We start from the raw sequence: 17,578 nt of genomic DNA, 5'->3' as shown, positions 1-17,578 counted from the left end.
GACATCAAGCGCCGGTCGCCGTTGTATGGGCCTCGGGTTCGAGGGCGCGCCGGTGCGCCCGGCCGGTGCGACGTGGTCGTCCGCCGGTCCCCCACGACCGAAGAAGGCGTAGGGATATCACGATGCGAATCGATCGCAGGACGAGCGCGACGGTGGCGACGGCCGCCCTCGTGGGTCTCGCACTCGCCGCGTGCAGCGGCGGTGGTTCCGGTGACGGGGGCACCGGTGACGGGGGCGCTTCGGGGGGCGGCGACGAGGTCGAGGTGTTCACCTGGTGGGCTGCCGGCTCCGAGAAGGCGGGTCTCGACGCGCTGGTCGGCGTGTTCGAGGAGCAGCACCCCGACGTGGAGTTCATCAACGGCGCGGTCGCCGGCGGTGCCGGCTCGGCCGCCAAGGACCTCCTCCAGTCCCGTCTCCAGGCGCAGGACCCGCCGGACACGTTCCAGGCGCACGCCGGTGCCGAGCTCCAGGACTACATCGACGCCGCGCAGATCGAGGACGTCTCCTCGCTCTACGACGAGTTCGGCCTCACCGACGTCTTCCCCGCCGACCTCGTGGACCGCCTCAAGTCCGACGACGGCGCGATCTACTCGATCCCGTCGAACATCCACCGCGCGAACGTGGTCTGGGCGAACCCGACGGTCCTCGAGGCCAACGGCGTCGACCCGGCCGCGACCTACGCGGACCTCGACGCCTGGATGGCGGACCTCGACAAGCTCAAGGCCGCGGGCGTCACGCCGCTGTCGGTCGCGACGACCTGGACCCAGGTCAACCTGCTCGAGACCGTGCTCCTCGCGGACCTCGGGGCCGAGGGCTACAACGGCCTGTGGGACGGCTCGACCGACTGGGAGGGTGCCGAGGTCACGGCCGCCCTCGAGGACTTCGAGAAGCTCATGAGCTACACCAACACCGACCGTGACGGGCTCGACTGGCCCGAGGCGACCCAGATGGTGATCGAGGGCAACGCCGCGTTCAACGTCATGGGCGACTGGGCCGTCGCGGCGTTCGAGGAGCAGGGCAAGACGCTCGGCACCGACTTCACCGCGTTCCCCGTCCCGGGCACCGACGGCGTGTTCGACTTCCTCGCCGACTCGTTCACCCTCCCGGTGGGCGCCCCGCACCCCGACGGCGCCAAGGCGTGGCTCGAGACCGTGGGCTCGCTCGAGGGCCAGGTCGCGTTCAACAAGGCCAAGGGCTCCATCCCGGCCCGCACCGACGCCGACCCCGCGGAGTTCTCGGAGTACCAGCAGACGGCGATCGAGTCGTTCGGCAACGACACGATCGTCTCCTCGCTCGCGCACGGCGCCGCCGCCCCGGTCGCGACGCTCAACGCGATCTCCGACGCGACGAGCAAGTTCACGTCGGGCGGGTCCGACCTCGCGACCTACCAGTCCGAGCTCGCCGCCGCCACCGCGCAGGGCTGACACCGCTCCGCCGGAGCCGCCGCGCGTCGTCGGGCACGTCCCGACGGCGCGCGGCGGACCCGCGCGGCCGGAACACGTCCCCGGGACGCCGGCGCTCCCCCGCGCCGCGGCCCACGCCCCCACGACCGGGAAGTCCCACCATGCTCAAGTCACTGCGACGCGCCGGCCCAGCGCTGCTGCTGCTCGCGCCCTCGCTAATCCTCGTCGGCGTGTTCGTCTACGGCCTGATCGGCGCGAACTTCCAGACGTCGATCACGGACAACCACACCGCGGCACAGGCCACGGGCCAGAAGCCGTCGGTCGTCGTGTGGTTCGAGAACTACACGGCCCTCCTCGGCAGCGAGGCGTTCCAGCACTCGCTGAAGAACCTCGTGCTCTACACGGTGGTCTTCCTCGCCGGCACGATGCTCATGGGCTTCCTGTGGGCGTGGATGCTGGACAAGCCCGTCAAGGGCGAGGGGATCTTCCGCTCGGTCTACCTGTTCCCCATGGCCGTGTCGTTCGTCGCGTCCGGTGTCGTGTGGCGCTGGCTCCTCAACTCGAACCAGGGCGAGCAGGCGAGCGGCCTCAACCGGTTGTTCCAGATCGTCGGGCTCGACTTCCTGCAGAACAACTGGTGGAACAACGTCACGTGGGGCATCACGGCGATCGCGATCCCCGCGATCTGGCAGCTCTCCGGGTACGTCATGGCGCTGTTCCTCGCCGGGTTCCGCGGCATCCCCGACGAGCTGCGCGAGGCCGCCCGCATGGACGGCGCGAGCGAGTGGAAGCTGTACCGCCACGTGCTGTTCCCGCAGCTCTCGCCGATCGCGCTCTCGGCGCTCATCATCATCGGCCACATGTCGCTCAAGGCGTTCGACCTCATCATGTCGATCTCGAAGCCCGCGAACTACCAGACCAAGGTTCCGGCCGTCGACATGTACGTCTTCAAGTCGAGCTTCGACTACGCCAACGCGGCGGCCGTCGGCTCGATCCTGCTGATCATCGTGGCCGTCGTCATCGTGCCCTACCTGATCCGCACCAACCGTCAGGAGAAGCGATGACGACCACCTCGACGCCGGCCGTCCCCGCCCCCGACGTCGTCGGCACGCCGCGCCAGCCGGCGCGCCGCACGCCGCGCGAGCGCTTCTCCGTCGGCCGCACGCTCAAGTACGCGGCGCTGGTCCTGTTCCTCGTCATCGTCCTCATCCCCGTCTACGTGCTCTTCGTGACGAGCTTCAAGGGCGCGGGCGACGCGTCGCCCGCGCGCGCGTGGTCGCTCCCGCAGACGTGGACGACGGAGAACTGGCAGACGGCGTGGACCGCGCTGTCCCCCGCCATCTGGCGCACGGTGCAGATGGTCGTGCCGTCGGCGATCATCGCGGCCTTCCTCGGGTCGCTCAACGGGTTCGTGCTCTCCCGCTGGTCGTTCAAGGGCGCGAACATCGTCTTCACGCTGATCCTCTTCGGGATGTTCATCCCGTACCAGGCCGTGATGATCCCGCTCAACCAGCTCGTGCTGGGCCTGGGCATCCCGAGCGGCGTGCCGTCGCTGATCCTGCTGCACGTCGTCTACGGCATCCCCATCACGACGCTCATCTTCCGCAACTACTACATGACCGTGCCGCACGAGCTCGTCGAGGCCGCGCGCGTCGACGGCGCGGGGATGCTGCGCACCTACTGGTCGATCATCCTGCCGATCTCGATCCCGAGCTTCGTGGTCGTGCTCATCTGGCAGTTCACGTCCGCGTGGAACGACTTCCTCTTCGCCGTGTTCTTCTCCTCCAGCCAGAACGGCCCCGTGACGCTCGCGCTGAACAACCTCGCGAACGGCGCGCTGCTGCAGAACTACGGCGTCTCGATGGCCGGCGCGCTCTTCGCGTCGCTCCCGACGCTGCTCGTGTACATCGTCCTCGGCAAGTACTTCGTCGGGGGTCTGATGTCCGGCTCGGTCAAGGGCTGACCCGACCGACCGCCCACCGCGGTCCCGAGGCCCGTCGGGGAGCATGGTCACCACCACGCTCCCCGACGGGCCTCGGCGCGTTCCCCGCCGCCCGCGGCTTCACCCGCGGCAGTTTCGCCGAACCTCTGGACTCTGCCAGACAGCGCTGTCAGGATGGCGGGCACCGGAGCTCCGCACCCCCGCACCCGCACCCCGCACCCGCACCCCGCGCCGCACCGCCGTCCACGGCGGACCCGCTCCCGACGACGACGACGAGAGACCCCCACCATGACCCGATCACCCGCCCGGCCCCCGGCCGCGCGCCGCGCGCGGCGCCGCACCACGACCGCCGTCCTCGCCCTCGCGACGGCCGGCTCCCTCCTCCTGGCCCCCGCGACCGCCCAGGGCGCGCCGACCGCTCCGCCCGCGGCCCCGGCGTCGACCACGGCCGATGCCACGCCCGCGTACGGCGCCCCCGACGAGACCGCCGCCGACTACTACGGCGCCCTCCTGCGGCACACCCGCTGGGTCGAGACCGTCTGGGACGAGTCCGCCGGGGTGTACCAGCTCAAGGACTTCAACTTCGCCGTCGTGCTGGGCAACGCCGTGCTCCTGACCCACGGCGAGTACGACGCCGAGCTCGCGGGCGTCTCGGAGGAGACGCTGCGCGCCCGCACGCTCGCGACGATCCGGCACTACGCGGCCACCAACCGGTTCGTGGACCCGGCAGGCACGTGGGGCAAGAAGCTGTTCTGGGACTCGACGTTCCAGTCGTACTTCCTCGCGGCCGGGACGCTGCTGTGGGACGAGCTCGACGCGACGACGCAGGCCAACCTCACGACCATCGCGACCGGCCAGTCGAAGTACACCGCCGACCTGGACTTCGGCAAGGACCCGCTCTCCGGGTCGTGGACCGCGGACTGGCCGACGGGCAAGCACGAGGGCGACACCGCGCAGGAGGAGGTCGGCGTCTACACGCAGGCCCTCGCGCCCGGCCTCGCGTGGGCGCCCGACGACCCCGACGCCGCGCGCTGGGCCGAGCAGCTCGGCGACTGGGGCCGCAACGCGGCGGGACAGCCGACGGCCGACCGGAACAACCCGGCCGTCGTGGCGGGCAGGCCCGTGTCGACGAACACCATGCAGACCATCCACGACACGTACCTCGTGGAGAACCACGGGTCGTTCGGCCCGCACTACCAGTCCGACATCTGGCGGTCCGGCGGGCGCAACGCGATCCACTTCCTGCTCCGCGACGAGCCGCTGCCGGAGATCCTCACGCACCAGCCCAACTCGGCGGAGCTGTGGGAGTCGATCAAGCTCGTCATGTCGGACGCGGGCGAGCCGTTCATGCCCATGGTCGCCGACCGCGAGTTCCTCTACGGCCGCGACGCCATCCCCATGGCGTTCCTCGGCCAGGTCCTGCGCGACCCCGACGCCGCGCGCGCCGAGGCGAACCTCGCCGCCGCGCTCGAGGACTACCAGTCGTACGCGCCGGTCCACCGGCTGGCGAAGTTCTCGGGCGAGCCCAAGTACGAGCCCGAGGCGCGCGCGGAGATCGCGATCTCCTACCTCCTGCACGTCGAGGCGGCCGAGTCGCCCGAGGGCCCCGTCGAGCCGACGCCGCAGGACGAGTTCTTCGAGCGCCTCGCCGGGGTGCGCGACTTCGGCGCCGGGCCCGGCCTGACCGTCCAGCAGACGGCGGACGCGTGGGCCGCGGCGTCGAGCCGCAAGGGCTTCGTGAAGTTCCCCTGGGTCCCGTCGCACGACTCGTGGCTGTTCCACGTCTCGGGCTCGACCCCGTTCCTCTACCCCACGACCGGTGCCACGGTCGACGACCGGCACGTGCGGACGTACACCGGCCCGCGCGACGGCTTCGAGGGCACGTCGTCGGTGTTCCGGGTCGGCAGCGGCTACGCGGGCCAGGTCACGCTCCCGACCGGCGCCGCCGTCTACGCGTCGACCGGGGCGGGCACGGAGGACGCGAGCCTGTCGGTCCGCAACCTCGCCATGAACGGCTACTCGGGCCTCGACGGGTCGCGCACCTACACGACCGCCGAGGGCGAGACCACCGCGACGCTCCCCGTGACGCGTCCGGCCGACCCCGCGGACGCGAAGGCCGCACGCGTCGACGACCTGTCGTTCGCGCCCGTCACGGCGCGGTACGTCCGGCTCCTCGGGCAGCAGGGCCACCCGCAGTACGGCTACTCGATGTTCGCGTTCCACGCCTACGGCGACGAGGGGTCGACGACCGACCTCGCCGCCGGGAAGGTCGCGACCGCGTCCAGCCAGGACACGGCGGGCGGCCGCACCGCGGCGCGCGTGACCGACGGCAACCCGTCGACCCGCTGGGCCGTCGCGGTCGGCGAGCGCACGCGACCGGACTCGTGGATCCAGGTCGACCTCGGCGAGGAGACGACCGTGGGCGCCGTGCGGTTCGCGTGGGAGGCGAGCGCGGGCGCGCGGTACCTCGTCCAGACGTCGACCGACGGCCAGACGTGGACCACCGCGACCGCGTACGGCAAGGCCCCGGCGGACGTGAACGTCGCGCGCCTCGACACCGTCGACCTCACCCCGGAGGGCGCGGACGAGCCCGCGCCGGTCACCGCGCGCTACGTCCGCATGCAGGGCGTGCGCGGCGACGCGGCCTACGGCTACTCGCTCTACCACCTGCGTGCGTTCTCGTCCACGGGGACGGACGTCGCCGCGGGCAAGCCGGCCACCGCGTCGAGCGCCAACGGGTCCAACCCCGCGAGCGCCGTCACCGACGGCTCCGCCACGACGCGCTGGGCGGTCGCGGTCGCGGACCGCACGCGGCCCGACTCGTGGGTCCAGGTCGACCTCGGCGCGCCCACCGCGGTGAGCCAGGTCCAGCTCGGCTGGGAGGTCGCCGCGGGCCAGGAGTACCGCGTCCAGACGTCGCTCGACGGGCAGACGTGGCACGACGCCGCGTCGTTCCGGTACACGGGCGACCAGGTGCTGCGCAGCGAGGGCGACTGGCTCAACGTCGAGGGCGAGGCCGGGTTCGTCGTGCGCGGCTCGGACGCCCCCGTGACCGTCTCGCGCGCGACCGACACGCGGCACGTCGTGCGGCTCACCGACGGCGCGACCGGGCCCCGGCTCGTCGAGATGGTCCCCGGCGACGCCGCGGCGACGGCCGCGCAGGCGGGGGTCCGCGTGCCCACGGCCGACGCGGCGGGCGTGCTCGTGAGCGCCGTCGACGGGTACGTCGTCGTGTTCAACCTCACGGGCGCCGACGTCACGACGACCCTCACCGTCCCGCACGACGGCGGGGCCGTCCCGGTCTACGCCGGCGCCCAGACCGTCGGGGCGGACGCCTCGATGCTCGCGGTCACCGTCCCCGCGGGCGACGCCGTCGTCCTCGCACCGCGCGCGACGGTCGCGACGCCCGCCGGGCAGACACCGGCCGGGGTCACGGTCGCGGTCGACGACGCCCGCTCGTTCCGCGTCAGCGGCGACGGGTCGCCGGTCGAGCTGCGCCACGCCGAGACGGGCGCGACGCGCACGGTCGGGGCGACGCCGTCGGGCACGCGGGTCACCCTCCGGGACGCGACGCCGTTCCCGGTCGCGGACCACGCGCTCAGCACGCTCACGTTCCCCGCGTCCGTGCTGCCCACGGGCATGACGTCGCCCTCGCTCGCCGTCGACGGTGACGCCGCGACGTCGTGGGTCCCCGGACCGGACGGCCGCATGGTCACCGACCTGGGGTCGCCGCGCGAGATCGGCACGGTCGTCGCCGCGTGGGAGCGCGGCGGCGCGCCGGGGTCCGTCGTCTCCGTGAGCGACGACGGCCTCACCTTCACCGACGTCGGCACGATCAGCGCCGGTGGCGTGCGCGGCACGCTCGCCGTCGACCGCACGGCGCGGTACGTCGCGCTGAGCACGTCGTGGCAGGACGGCGACCCGGGCCTCACGGCCCTCCGGGTGCTCGCGCCCGGCGCGGCGGACCCGGCGTCGCCGGCCGCCGTCGCCGTGACCGCGACGGCCGAGGTGCGGTGCCTCGCGGGCAAGGCGTACGTGGCGGTGCGCGTCGTGAACGACGACGACGTCCCGCTCGACGTCGACGTCGCCACCCCGTGGGGCACGAAGAGCTTCCCCGCGGTCAGCCCGGGGAAGAACGCGTACCAGTCGTTCGCCGTCCGCGGGGCCACCACCGGCCCCGTGACCGCGACGGCCGCGCCGTCCGACGACGCCGACGAGCGCGAGACCGTCGCGACCCCGGAGCACGGCCAGCCGACCTGCGGCTGACCGTCCCGGTCCCCCGGACCCGGGGTCGTGCGCCCGCCCAGGGCGCGCGGCCCCGGGTCCGCCGCGTCCGGCACGCGCGTCCCGCGTGGCGCCTGCGTCGGGCGCGGATCGGGCCTGCCAGGTCGGGACCTTCGGCCGGTCCGGCGCGGGGGCCCGCGAGGATACGTTCGAGGTCCTGACGGCACCGCCGTCAGGAGGTCCGGACCGCCGGGCCGTCGTGGTCCGAAGGAGCCGCCGATGACCCGCCCCGGCCTCGTGGTCGCCGGACTGGACCGGCTGTCCGTCACGGACTGGCCCGGCCGACGGGTCGCCACCGTCCTCACCCAGGGCTGCCCGTGGCGCTGCGGCTACTGCCACCACCCGGGGCTGTGCGCGGTCGCCGCGCTCGGCGGCCCGCCGCCGCGGGACACGGTCCCCTGGTCCGAGGTCGTCGCGTTCCTCGCGCCGCGCCGTCGCCTGCTCGACGGCGTCGTGTTCTCGGGCGGCGAGCCCACCCTGCACCCCGGGCTGCTCGGCGCGATCGACGACGTGCGGGGCCTCGGCCTCGACGTCGGCCTCCACACGGCCGGCCCGTGGCCGGCGCGGCTCGCTCGGCTGCTGCCGTTCGTCGACTGGGTCGGCCTCGACATCAAGCACCTGCCGTCCCGCTACCCCGTCGTGACGGGCACGATCCCGTCGGGTCGGCGCGCGTTCGAGGCGCTGGCCGTGATCCTGCGCTCGGGCGTCGACCACGAGGTGCGCACGACCGTCGACCCGAGCGTCCACTCGCGCACCGAGCTCCTCGCGCTCGGCACGCACCTGCGCCGCCTCGGCGTGCGCGAGTGGGTGCTCCAGGAGGCCGTGCCCGACGGCGCGTCCCCCGCCTGGGCGCGCGGCCTCGCGGGCCGCCGCCTCACCGACGTGCTCGACGCGACCGACCTCGCCTGGGCGCGGCGGCGGGTCGCCGCCTGACGTCGCGCCGCGGGTGCGCGGGGTCGGGCCGCACGCGACGGCCCGATCGGGCGTGCCGGCGCCGCGCGGGCCCGCCCGTCAGACCGGGCGGACCGGCTGGCGGAGCACGGTGCGCAACTTCGCGGGGTCGGTGCGCCGGACGTCGCTCAGGTAGATCTCGTGGTGCGGCCCGGCGAACGTGAGCCCGTGCTCGGGCAGGTAGACGTCGTGCAGCTCGGCGAGCACCGGGCCCTCGTCGTCGTACGGGCCGACGTGCAGCGTCTGCACCGACCGCCCCTCCGTGAGGCTCGTGCGGCGCACGAGGTCGAGCGCGACCGGCGGCTCCTTCTTCGCCCGGAGCGTCTCCGTGGCGGCGACCACCGTGTCCTCGTCCACCCAGTCGGGCTGGAGGACGAGGAGGGTCCACCGCCACGCGCCCTTCTCGCGGCGCACGAACGTGCCCGGGTCGTCGGCCGTCCACAGCCCCTCGAGCGGCCCGACGACGTAGTCCCGCCCCGCGCGCTTGCTCGCGAACTTCACGGCGTAGGACAGCGAGAACAGCGCCTCGACCGCCTGCGCGTAGGCCGACGCCGTGTTGGGGTCGCCCTCGCCGTCGACGGCGAGATAGGCCAGGGTCGGCACGTCCACCTCGACGAACCGGCCGCGGGGCGGCGCGTAGAGCTCGCGGTGGGACGCCTTGAGGTCGACCTTGTCCGACGGCATGGCCCGACGCTACCGGGCCCCTCCGACACGCGAGCGCGCCGCCGGACGGTCCGCGCACGATGCCCGCACGCCTGATATCCAGGACGGGTGACCTCACCGCCGCCCCACCCCCCGCACGACCCGCGGCACGGGTCCGCGTACGGCGGCCCCCCACCGGGGCCGCACCCCGCCTACCCGCCGCACCCCGGGCACCCGGGTCCCGGGTATCCGCCGCAGCCCGGGCACGCGGGGCACCCGGGGCTCGGGTATCCGGCACCGGGGTATGCACCGCCGCCCCCGCCGCCGGCGGCCGCCTTCACACCGAGGTACCGACGCACCGCCTGGGTGCTCATCTGGGTGCCGGTCGTCCTCATGGTCGTCGCGGGCGCGCTGAGCATCGGCCTGCTCGCCTACGCGGACAGCGACCCGTCGAACAACTCGGCCGCCGGCTACCTCGCGCTGATGATGTGGGCGGCGATGCTCGTCGTCGGGCCGCTCCTGCTCGGGGCGTTCGTGCCAGGCTGCGTGATGCTCGCGCGCTCGAACCGCGCACGGGCGCTCACGCAGGTCACCGGCTACCGGCCGCCGGCCTGACGACGGGCTCCGGGTCGGGCCGCGCGGCGGGTGGCGTCACGTAGTCGACGACCGCCCGCACGACGTCGGGGTCGCGCAGCAGCCGGTGGTGCCCGAGCCCGTCGGTCGTGAGCAGCTCGCCCTCGGGCCAGGCCGCCGCGAGCGCGGCACCCACGGGGTACGGGACCTCCTTGTCGGCGCGGTCGTGCACGACGAGCGCCGGCGGCACCGGGTGGGTGCGCAGCGTCTCGCGCACGTCGAGCTCGGGCAGCGGGCGCCCGGCCAGGTCGGAGAGCCGGCTCTGGAGGAGCTCGCGCGTCGGGCGCGACAAGCCCAGCAGGTCGGCGAACCCGTCGAGCTGGCCGAGGACGTCGGCGATCGCCGCGACGAGCACGAGACGCCCCGCGGGCAGGCCGTCGCGCACCGCGAGCACGGTCGTCGCCGTGCCGAGCGAGTGCCCGACGACGGCCGTCGCCTCCCCGTGCTCGCGCACCACCGCGGCGAGGGCGTCCGCGAGCTCGGGCATCGTGCTGCGCCGCGGACCGAGGCGGCCGGGCCCGGAGTCCCCGTGGCTCGGCGCGTCGAACGCGACGACGCGGTGGCCCGCGGCACGCAAGGGCTCGACGAACGCTCCGAGCTGGCCGCGCCGCCCGCCCCACCCGTGCGCGAGGTAGACGACGCCGGCCCCCGCCCCGTGCCCTGCGGTCCCGTCGGCCGCGTCGTCCGCGGAGGCGTGCGGGTCCCACGACTCGACGACGACCCGCGCGCCGGACGACGTCGTCACGGTGCTCAGCGCACCGGCGACGGCGCGGTCGTCGCGGCGACGACCTGCGCCGTCGGGCGGGGTGCACCACAGGTCGAGGGCGAGCCGGGCGGCACGCCCGGGCGACACCGTCTGGAGCACCGCGAACCGGGCGCGCACGAGCGCGAGTCGAGCCGCGGCCTTCCGACGACGCGCGGCGCGCCGTCGGTCCAGGCGAACGGTCGTGCTTTTCTCGGCTCGCGAGGTGGTCACGAGGATCCTCTCCGTCAGGATGGGTCGGGTGCGGGGCAGGTGCTCAGGCGACGGGCACGGGTGCGCGCGACCCGTCGAGGAGCGCCTCGAACGCGCGACGCGCCCGGTCCTCGGCCAGCGGGTCGGCCATGAAGACGTGCGCGTGGTGCAGCGCGAGCATCACCCCGTACAGCTCCGACGCGAACTGCTGGGGGTTTACGTCGTCGCGGAAGCCGCTCTCCGCGACGCACGTCCGGTAGACCTGCGCGACGGTGTCGTACAGGTCCTGGTGGTCGCGCACGAGCTGGTCGCGGACCGGCCCCTCCTGGGCGGCGAGCTCGGTCGCCGCCTTGACGAACAGGCAGCCGCCGGGCTGCTGCCGCAGGTCGCACACGAGCCAGCGCTCGAACAGCTCGCGCAGGCGGCGCTCGCCCCGGGGCGTGCGCAGCGCGGGCGCCACGACCGTGTCGACGAACTCCGCGCGCGCCTGGTCGAGCACCGCGAGCTGGAGCGACTCCTTGGAGCGGAAGTGCGCGTAGAGCCCGCTCTTCGACATGCCCGTGGCGCGCGCGAGCTCACCGATCGTCAGGCCCGAGAGGCCGACGCGGTACGCCGCCTCCACGCCGCGGTGCAGGATCGTCTGCCGCGTGTCGTCGCCCTTGGTCACCCGGCGAACGTAGCACGACCGTGCGGAAACCGAGAGAGTCGGCCGCCCGGCCGCGGCGTCACGCGACGCGCGGGAAACGACGAACGGCCCCACCCGTCGGGTGAGGCCGTTCCGCTGTGCGCCCGGAGGGATTCGAACCCCCAACCTTCTGATCCGTAGTCAGATGCTCTATCCGTTGAGCTACGGGCGCTGGTCGTGCTGGCCGTTGATCGCTCACCGGCCGTCGAGAACACTACCGCGTCCTCGCCCTGATCCCAAACCGGGTCCGGGCCCGGAGGCCGCGGCGTGACGGACGCCACGCCGTCCGACCCTCGCCGCACCGACGACGCCCCACGGTCCCCCCACGGTCGGACCCGGGCCGGGCGACGTCCCGTCCCCAGCCCGACGCGGCGGCACCGCTCCCCGGCGGACGATCGACGCATGACGTTCACCGGCCCCACTCCCGTCCCCGGCGGCTCGCCACTCGTCGCGAGCGCGCTCACCAAGGTCTACGGCTCCGCGCAGACCGCGACGCACGCCCTCGCGGGCGTGAGCCTCACGGTCCGTCCCGGGGAGTCGCTCGCGATCATGGGCCCGTCCGGGTCCGGCAAGACGACGCTCCTGCACTGCCTCGCGGGCATCATCACGCCGACGTCCGGCTCGGTGTCGTGGCGCGGCGAGGACGTCGCGACGCTCTCGGAGGCGCGGCGCACGATCCTGCGCCGCCAGGACTTCGGCTTCGTCTTCCAGTCGGGCCAGCTCCTGCCCGAGCTGCCCGCCGTCGAGAACGCGGCGCTGCCGCTCATGCTCGCCGGCACGGCCCGCGCGGAGGCCACCGCGGTCGCCGCCCGCTGGCTCGCCCACCTCGGCCTCGCCGGGATGGAGCAGCGCCGGCCGGGCGAGCTCTCCGGCGGGCAGGCGCAGCGCGTCGCGATCGCGCGCGCCCTCGTCGGGTCGCCGGGCGTCGTGTTCGCCGACGAGCCGACGGGCGCCCTCGACCAGTCGACCGGCGCGGAGGTGCTCGACGTCCTGACCCGCGCGACCCGCGACTCGGGTGCCGCGCTCGTCGTCGTGACGCACGACGCCGGGGTCGCGCGGCACTGCTCGCGCACGGTGACGATGCGCGACGGGCTCATCTCCGGCGAGTTCTTCGCGCCCGGCCACGACGTCGCCGCCCCGGCCGTCCCCGGTCAGGAGAGCGCCCGATGAGGACCGTCGACCTCTGGTGGCTCCTGCGCCGCCGCAGCGCCGACGAGCGCGACCCGCAGGGCCTGACCAACGTGCTCGCCGTCATCGCGTTCGCCACGACCACCGCGATCCTGCTCGTCGTCGTGGGCGGGTTCGGGGCGTTCCTCGGCCGCGCGGGCGGGATCGAGGGCATGCAGGAGGGCGTGGACGCGGCCGTGACGTCCTACGACACGCAGTACCCGATCTTTGCCGGCATCGCCTCGCTCCTGCTGCTCATCCCGCTCGTGACGCTCGGCGGGGCGGCCGCGCGGCTCGCCGTCGCGCGCCGCGACGCGCGCCTCGCGGCGCTCCGGCTCGCAGGGGCGACGACTGGCCAGGTCACGTCCCTCACGGTGCTCGACGCCGCCGCCCAGGCCGTCACGGGCGCGCTCGTCGGCCTGGTCGGCTACGGCGCCCTCCTGCCGCTCGTCGCGCAGCTGCGCTTCCAGGGCCGCACGTTCGACGTCGCCGAGCTGTGGGTCGGCGTGCCCGCCCTGCTGGGCGCCGTCGTCCTCGTAGTCGCGGTCGCGCTGGTGTCGGCGCTCGTCAGCCTCCGGCGCGTCGCGATCACGCCGCTCGGCGTCGCCGCGCGCGTCACTCCCCCGGGCCTCAAGGCGGTGCGCCTGCTCGCGACCGGGCTCGCGGCCGTCGCGATGATCGTCGCGACCAACCTGTCGTTCGGCTCGGCCGCGGTGGGGATCACCGTCGTCGTCGTCATCCTGCTGATCGGCTTCGCGACGCTCAACCTCGTCGGGCCGTTCGTCATCTGGGTCGTCGGCAGGATCACCGCCGGCTCCGCGCGCCGCGTGCCCACGCTGCTCGCCGGACGGCGGATCGTGGACAACCCGAAGACCGCGTGGCGGTCCGTGGGCGGGGTCGCGCTCGCGACGTTCATCGCGGGCCTCGCGAGCATCTTCGCGCTCTTCGACCCGGGCACCGCGTCCGACCCCGCGGAGGCCCAGTTCCTCGTCGACATCAAGACGGGCGGCTTCCTCACCCTCGCCATCGCGGGCGTCCTGGCCGCCGTCTCGACGGGTGTCATGCAGGCGGGCCGGGTCATCGACCAGCGCGGCGAGTACCGCACGCTCGTCCTCGCGGGCACCGACCTGCGGACGCTCGACCGGGCGCGCTTCCGCGAGACGCTCGTGCCGCTCGTCGTCAGCGTGGGCGTCGCGACCGCGGCCGTGCTGCTGTTCATGGTGCCCGTCCTCGGCATCAACGCCTTCACGAACGCGAGCGTCGCCCTGCAGTTCCTGCTGTGCGTCCTGGGGGCGTCCGCGCTCGTGCTCGCCGGGGCGGGCGCGTCGCGGTTCGTCGTGCGGTCGGCGCTCGCGACGACCGGCACGGCGTAGGGCACGGCCCACGGCGCAGGGACGACGTCGGGGCGTCACGCAGGGCCGGTGACGGCACCGGGGCGGCTGGGGCTCGCCACGAGCCCGGCCGCCCCGCCCGCGCGTCGGGCGGTGGAGGCCGCACGATCCCGGGCAACAGAAAAGGCCCCGGGTGCGTGCACACCGAGACCTTCCTGAGCGGAGACGGAGGGATTTGAACCCTCGAACGGGTTGCCCCGTTACCACCTTAGCAGGGTGGCGCACTAGACCTGACTATGCGACGTCTCCTCGCAGGACTCCGCGGAGAGCCTGCGTCGCCCAGGGTACAAGGGCGTCGCCACCAGACCAAACCGCCGGCCCGACGGCGTCCCCTCCTACCGCTCGAACGTCCACTCCCGGTCGGTGAGCATCCGCGCGACGGCGAGCCCGATCGCGAGCGCGACGATGACCAGGCCCGCCTCGACCGCGTAGGCGAGGGCCTGCGCCGTCGCGCCGGTGTTGAACTCGTACACCGCCCGGTACGCCGTGACGCCGGGGACCATGATGACCACGGCCGGGACGGACACCGTGATACGAGGGACGCGCAGCGCGGGCGCGACTGTCGCCGCGAGCAGGCCCACGAGCAGCGCCGCCGCCGCGGCGGCCGCCTGCGGGACGACGTCGCCGTCGACGAGGAGCAGGCGCCCCACGTTCGCCACCATGCCGATCGAGGCCGCCCCGAGCGCCATCGCCCAGGGGCTGTTGAACATCAGCGCGAACCCCAGCACCCCGAGGAAGCTCGCGACCGCGCGCAGACCGAACAGCAGCGGCTCCGCGAGGACCGGTGCGGGCACCGGGTCCGGGGCGAGGCCTGCGGCGGCCGAGACGCCCCACACCGCCAGCGCCGCCGACGCGAGGATCATCAGCGCGTACGTCACGCGCGCGACGCCCGCCGAGAAGTCGAGCTTCGCGAGGTCGAGCGCTCCCGTCACGAGCGCGAACCCGGGCACGAGGAACAGCACCGCCGAGACGTACCCCGCCTCGTGGCCGCCCTCGACCCCGGCCAGCGCCGAGAGCCCCAGCACGAGCCCCAGGTACGCGACGCTCGCGACCGCGGCCGCGAGCATCGTCACGCCGAACTGGTTGATGCCGCGGTGCAGCATCGCGCGCCGGACGCCCTGCCCCAGCGCCGCCGCGACGAGCACCGCGCCGCACTCGACGAGGCCCCCGTGGTTGAGGAACGCGAACGCGGCGCACGCGACCCCCGCCCACAGGGCGTTGAGGAACGCCCCGTAGAGCGGCGGTCGGCGCGCGATCCGGTCGAGCTCCGCGTCGACCTCGTCGAGGTCGGCCCCCGCCGGCAGCGTGGCCGAGAAGCGCTCGAGCTGCGCGAGCCGGTCCGCGTTGATCCCGATGGAGCGCACCTCGGTGAGCTCCGTGCGGAAGATCGGCCCGCGGTAGGACGTCGCGGTGATCTCCGTCAGCGTCACGTGCGCCGCGATGCGGTCCAGGCCCAACGCCCGGGCCGCGCGCGTCATGTGCGACTTCACGCGGTAGCTGCCGGTGCCCGCGGACAGCGCGAGCCGACCGATCCGCAGCACGGTGCCCGACCGGCGGATGAGGTCGACGGGCTCGAGACCGGCTTCGTCGGCCGGGGAGGGCTCAGGCGTCACGACGCCATGATCCCGTACCGCCCCGCGACCGGCACTCGCCGAAGGTCCCGGACCTCCCGGCCAGAGCCCCGCGCCGTCGTGGCGTACCGTCTGCCCATGGCCGCCGACGTCCCCCGCACCGCCCCCGCCGACGTACCCGGGCGCGGTGGCCCGCGCGTCCCGACCGACTTCGACGTGCTGGTGGTCGGCTCGGGGTTCGGCGGCAGCGTCGCCGCCCTGCGCCTCACCGAGAAGGGCTATCGCGTCGGCGTCCTCGAGGCGGGCCGCCGCTTCACCGACGAGGAGCTCCCCCGCACGTCGTGGCGTCTCCGGTCGTTCCTGTGGGCACCCGCCCTCGGGTGCTTCGGGATCCAGCGCATCCACCGCCTCCGCGAGGTGCTCGTCCTCGCCGGCGCCGGTGTCGGCGGCGGCAGCCTCGTGTACGCGAACACGCTGTACGAGCCGCTCGACGACTTCTTCACGGACCCCGCCTGGGCCGACGTCGCCGACTGGCGGTCCGAGCTGGCGCCCTGGTACGACCAGGCGCGCCGGATGCTCGGCGTGACCACCTACGCCGGACGCACCCCCGCGGACGACGTCCTGGAGGACGTGGCCCGCGAGACCGGGGTGGGCGACACCTTCGTGAAGGCGCCGGTCGGTGTGTTCTTCGGCCGAGGCGGGACACGGGAGCCGGGGGTCACCGCCCCCGACCCCTACTTCGGCGGGGCCGGGCCCGAGCGGCGCGGCTGCACCGAGTGCGGCGCGTGCATGACGGGGTGCCGGGTCGGGGCGAAGAACACGCTCGTAAAGAACTACCTCTACCTCGCCGAGCGCGGCGGCGCCCAGGTCCTGCCGCTCACGACCGTCACCGAGGTGCGGCCCGTGCCCGACGGCGCGGGCGGCGTCGTGCACGAGGTCCTCGCCCATCGCTCGGGGCGCCCCTGGGCAGGACGGCGGCGCTACACGGCACGACACGTCGTGCTCTCCGCGGGGGCGCTGGGCACGCAGAGACTCCTCCACGCCATGCGGGACTCGGGACGCCTGCCGGGGGTCTCCGAGCGACTGGGACACCTCACGCGCACCAACTCCGAGGCCCTGCTCGGCGCCACGGTCCGGCGTCGCGACCACCAGCGACGGTCCGACGCACCCGACTACTCGCGCGGCGTCGCGATCACGTCGTCGTTCTACCCGGACGCCCGGACCCACGTCGAGCCCGTGCGGTACGGGAAGGGGTCGGGGGCCATGGGGCTGCTCCAGACCGTCCTCACGGACGGTGGCCCGGGCAGGTGGCGCACCTGGATGCGGGAGCTGTGGCGCCGGCGTCGGGACCTGCCGGCGATGGCCGACCTGCGCGGCTGGTCGTCGCGGACGATCATCGCGCTCGTCATGCAGAGCCACGACAACTCGCTCACCACCTCACTGCGGCGCGGGTTCCTCGGCCGCAAGGTCCTCACGTCCCGCCAGGGGCACGGCGCGCCCAACCCGACCTGGATCCCGGCCGGGAACGACGCCGCGCGCCGCATGGCCCGGCGCATGGGCGGCATGCCGGGAGGGACCGTCGGCGAGCCCTTCGACGTCCCGATGACGGCCCACATCCTCGGCGGGTGCGCGATCGGCGCCTCGCCGCGGACGGGTGTGATCGATCCGTACCACCGTGTCCACGGTCAGCCCGGCCTGCACGTCATGGACGGGTCCGCGGTGAGCGCGAACCTCGGGGTGAACCCGTCGCTCACGATCACGGCGCTCGCGGAACGGGCCTGTGCGCTCTGGCCCAACGCGGGGGACGAGGACGTGCGCCCGCCGCTCGGCGGTGCGTACGCCGTGCTGGACCCGGTGGCACCGCGGCACCCGCTGGTCCCGGCGCACGCCCCGGCAGCACTGCGCCCGGCGCGCGTCAGGCCGGGACGGAGCACGGCTCCCGACCCGGCCTGAC

Annotated in this window: 13 protein-coding genes and 2 tRNA genes; 9 read left to right on the top strand and 6 right to left on the bottom strand. The window is 74.3% G+C overall.

What is annotated here, in order from left to right:
- Positions 1-122: 122 nt before the first annotated feature.
- The 5 genes from ACI769_RS05070 to ACI769_RS05050 all read left to right on the top strand — a co-directional run bounded on the left by ACI769_RS05070 (position 123) and on the right by ACI769_RS05050 (position 8,562).
- Positions 123-1,424: an ABC transporter substrate-binding protein gene (locus ACI769_RS05070; protein ID WP_194217141.1), complete on the top strand. Its 1,302-nt coding sequence runs from the start codon at positions 123-125 to the stop codon at positions 1,422-1,424.
- Between the two features lie 140 nt (positions 1,425-1,564).
- Positions 1,565-2,467: a carbohydrate ABC transporter permease gene (locus ACI769_RS05065; RefSeq protein WP_061267180.1), complete on the top strand. Its 903-nt coding sequence runs from the start codon at positions 1,565-1,567 to the stop codon at positions 2,465-2,467.
- Positions 2,464-3,366, top strand: coding sequence for a carbohydrate ABC transporter permease (locus ACI769_RS05060; RefSeq protein ID WP_034652728.1), 903 nt, complete (start codon positions 2,464-2,466; stop codon positions 3,364-3,366). Before ACI769_RS05065 ends, ACI769_RS05060 begins: the two co-directional genes overlap by 4 nt.
- A 267-nt stretch (positions 3,367-3,633) precedes the next feature.
- Positions 3,634-7,611 carry a discoidin domain-containing protein gene (locus ACI769_RS05055; RefSeq protein WP_409141248.1) on the top strand — a complete coding sequence of 1,326 codons (3,978 nt, stop codon included), beginning with the start codon at positions 3,634-3,636 and terminating at the stop codon, positions 7,609-7,611.
- A 237-nt stretch (positions 7,612-7,848) separates the two neighbouring features.
- The gene (locus ACI769_RS05050) at positions 7,849-8,562 is read left to right on the top strand and encodes an anaerobic ribonucleoside-triphosphate reductase activating protein (protein ID WP_171467361.1); all 714 of its coding nucleotides are present in this window, start codon (positions 7,849-7,851) and stop codon (positions 8,560-8,562) included.
- 78 nt (positions 8,563-8,640) lie between these two features.
- Here ACI769_RS05050 and ACI769_RS05045 read toward each other — a convergent pair whose 3' ends face one another.
- Positions 8,641-9,264, bottom strand: coding sequence for a GyrI-like domain-containing protein (locus tag ACI769_RS05045; protein ID WP_085386674.1), 624 nt, complete (start codon positions 9,262-9,264; stop codon positions 8,641-8,643).
- Positions 9,265-9,588: 324 nt separating this feature from the next.
- Here ACI769_RS05045 and ACI769_RS05040 point away from each other — a divergent pair, with 324 nt between their 5' ends.
- Entirely contained in the window at positions 9,589-9,837 is a 249-nt protein-coding gene (locus ACI769_RS05040; RefSeq protein WP_051028388.1) for a hypothetical protein, read from the top strand.
- Here the strand turns inward: ACI769_RS05040 and ACI769_RS05035 are convergent.
- The 3 genes from ACI769_RS05035 to ACI769_RS05025 all read right to left on the bottom strand — a co-directional run bounded on the left by ACI769_RS05035 (position 9,812) and on the right by ACI769_RS05025 (position 11,667).
- A complete protein-coding gene (locus tag ACI769_RS05035; RefSeq protein ID WP_409141247.1) occupies positions 9,812-10,831 on the bottom strand; it encodes an alpha/beta fold hydrolase in 1,020 nt (339 codons plus the stop codon). The genes ACI769_RS05040 and ACI769_RS05035 overlap by 26 nt on opposite strands.
- A 43-nt stretch (positions 10,832-10,874) precedes the next feature.
- Positions 10,875-11,477, bottom strand: coding sequence for a TetR/AcrR family transcriptional regulator (locus tag ACI769_RS05030; RefSeq protein ID WP_409141246.1), 603 nt, complete (start codon positions 11,475-11,477; stop codon positions 10,875-10,877).
- A gap of 117 nt (positions 11,478-11,594) precedes the next feature.
- Positions 11,595-11,667: transfer RNA gene (locus tag ACI769_RS05025), tRNA-Arg, on the bottom strand.
- A gap of 230 nt (positions 11,668-11,897) precedes the next feature.
- On the opposite strand from ACI769_RS05025, the gene ACI769_RS05020 reads away from it, so the two are divergent.
- Entirely contained in the window at positions 11,898-12,665 is a 768-nt protein-coding gene (locus tag ACI769_RS05020; RefSeq protein WP_194226565.1) for an ABC transporter ATP-binding protein, read from the top strand.
- On the top strand, positions 12,662-14,035 hold the full coding sequence (locus ACI769_RS05015) for a hypothetical protein (protein WP_085386679.1): 1,374 nt from the start codon (positions 12,662-12,664) through the stop codon (positions 14,033-14,035). The genes ACI769_RS05020 and ACI769_RS05015 overlap by 4 nt, the downstream gene beginning before the upstream one ends.
- A 178-nt stretch (positions 14,036-14,213) precedes the next feature.
- Here ACI769_RS05015 and ACI769_RS05010 read toward each other — a convergent pair.
- Positions 14,214-14,302, bottom strand: a tRNA-Ser gene (locus tag ACI769_RS05010).
- An 86-nt stretch (positions 14,303-14,388) separates the two neighbouring features.
- Complete coding sequence (locus tag ACI769_RS05005) at positions 14,389-15,666, bottom strand: threonine/serine exporter ThrE family protein (protein ID WP_396049484.1); 1,278 nt, start codon at positions 15,664-15,666, stop codon at positions 14,389-14,391.
- A gap of 96 nt (positions 15,667-15,762) precedes the next feature.
- Between ACI769_RS05005 and ACI769_RS05000 the strand changes: the two genes are divergently transcribed.
- Positions 15,763-17,577, top strand: coding sequence for a GMC oxidoreductase (locus ACI769_RS05000; RefSeq protein ID WP_409141245.1), 1,815 nt, complete (start codon positions 15,763-15,765; stop codon positions 17,575-17,577).
- Position 17,578 lies beyond the last annotated feature (1 nt).

Source organism: Cellulosimicrobium sp. RS, assembly GCF_046159675.1.
GTDB classification, from domain to species: Bacteria; Actinomycetota; Actinomycetes; order Actinomycetales; family Cellulomonadaceae; genus Cellulosimicrobium; species Cellulosimicrobium funkei.
Note: the sequence above shows the minus strand (reverse complement) of the source record. Positions and strands in the feature narration are given on the sequence as shown.

Excerpts from the sequence above, each read along its gene's own strand:
- ACI769_RS05050 (WP_171467361.1), top strand. The coding sequence starts at position 7,849 with ATGACCCGCCCCGGCCTCGTGGTCGCCGGACTGGACCGGCTGTCCGTC.
- ACI769_RS05020 (WP_194226565.1), top strand. The coding sequence starts at position 11,898 with ATGACGTTCACCGGCCCCACTCCCGTCCCCGGCGGCTCGCCACTCGTC.
- ACI769_RS05015 (WP_085386679.1), top strand. The coding sequence starts at position 12,662 with ATGAGGACCGTCGACCTCTGGTGGCTCCTGCGCCGCCGCAGCGCCGAC.
- ACI769_RS05065 (WP_061267180.1), top strand. The coding sequence starts at position 1,565 with ATGCTCAAGTCACTGCGACGCGCCGGCCCAGCGCTGCTGCTGCTCGCG.
- ACI769_RS05045 (WP_085386674.1), bottom strand. The coding sequence starts at position 9,264 with ATGCCGTCGGACAAGGTCGACCTCAAGGCGTCCCACCGCGAGCTCTAC.
- ACI769_RS05060 (WP_034652728.1), top strand. The coding sequence starts at position 2,464 with ATGACGACCACCTCGACGCCGGCCGTCCCCGCCCCCGACGTCGTCGGC.
- ACI769_RS05000 (WP_409141245.1), top strand. The coding sequence starts at position 15,763 with ATGGCCGCCGACGTCCCCCGCACCGCCCCCGCCGACGTACCCGGGCGC.
- ACI769_RS05055 (WP_409141248.1), top strand. The coding sequence starts at position 3,634 with ATGACCCGATCACCCGCCCGGCCCCCGGCCGCGCGCCGCGCGCGGCGC.
- ACI769_RS05070 (WP_194217141.1), top strand. The coding sequence starts at position 123 with ATGCGAATCGATCGCAGGACGAGCGCGACGGTGGCGACGGCCGCCCTC.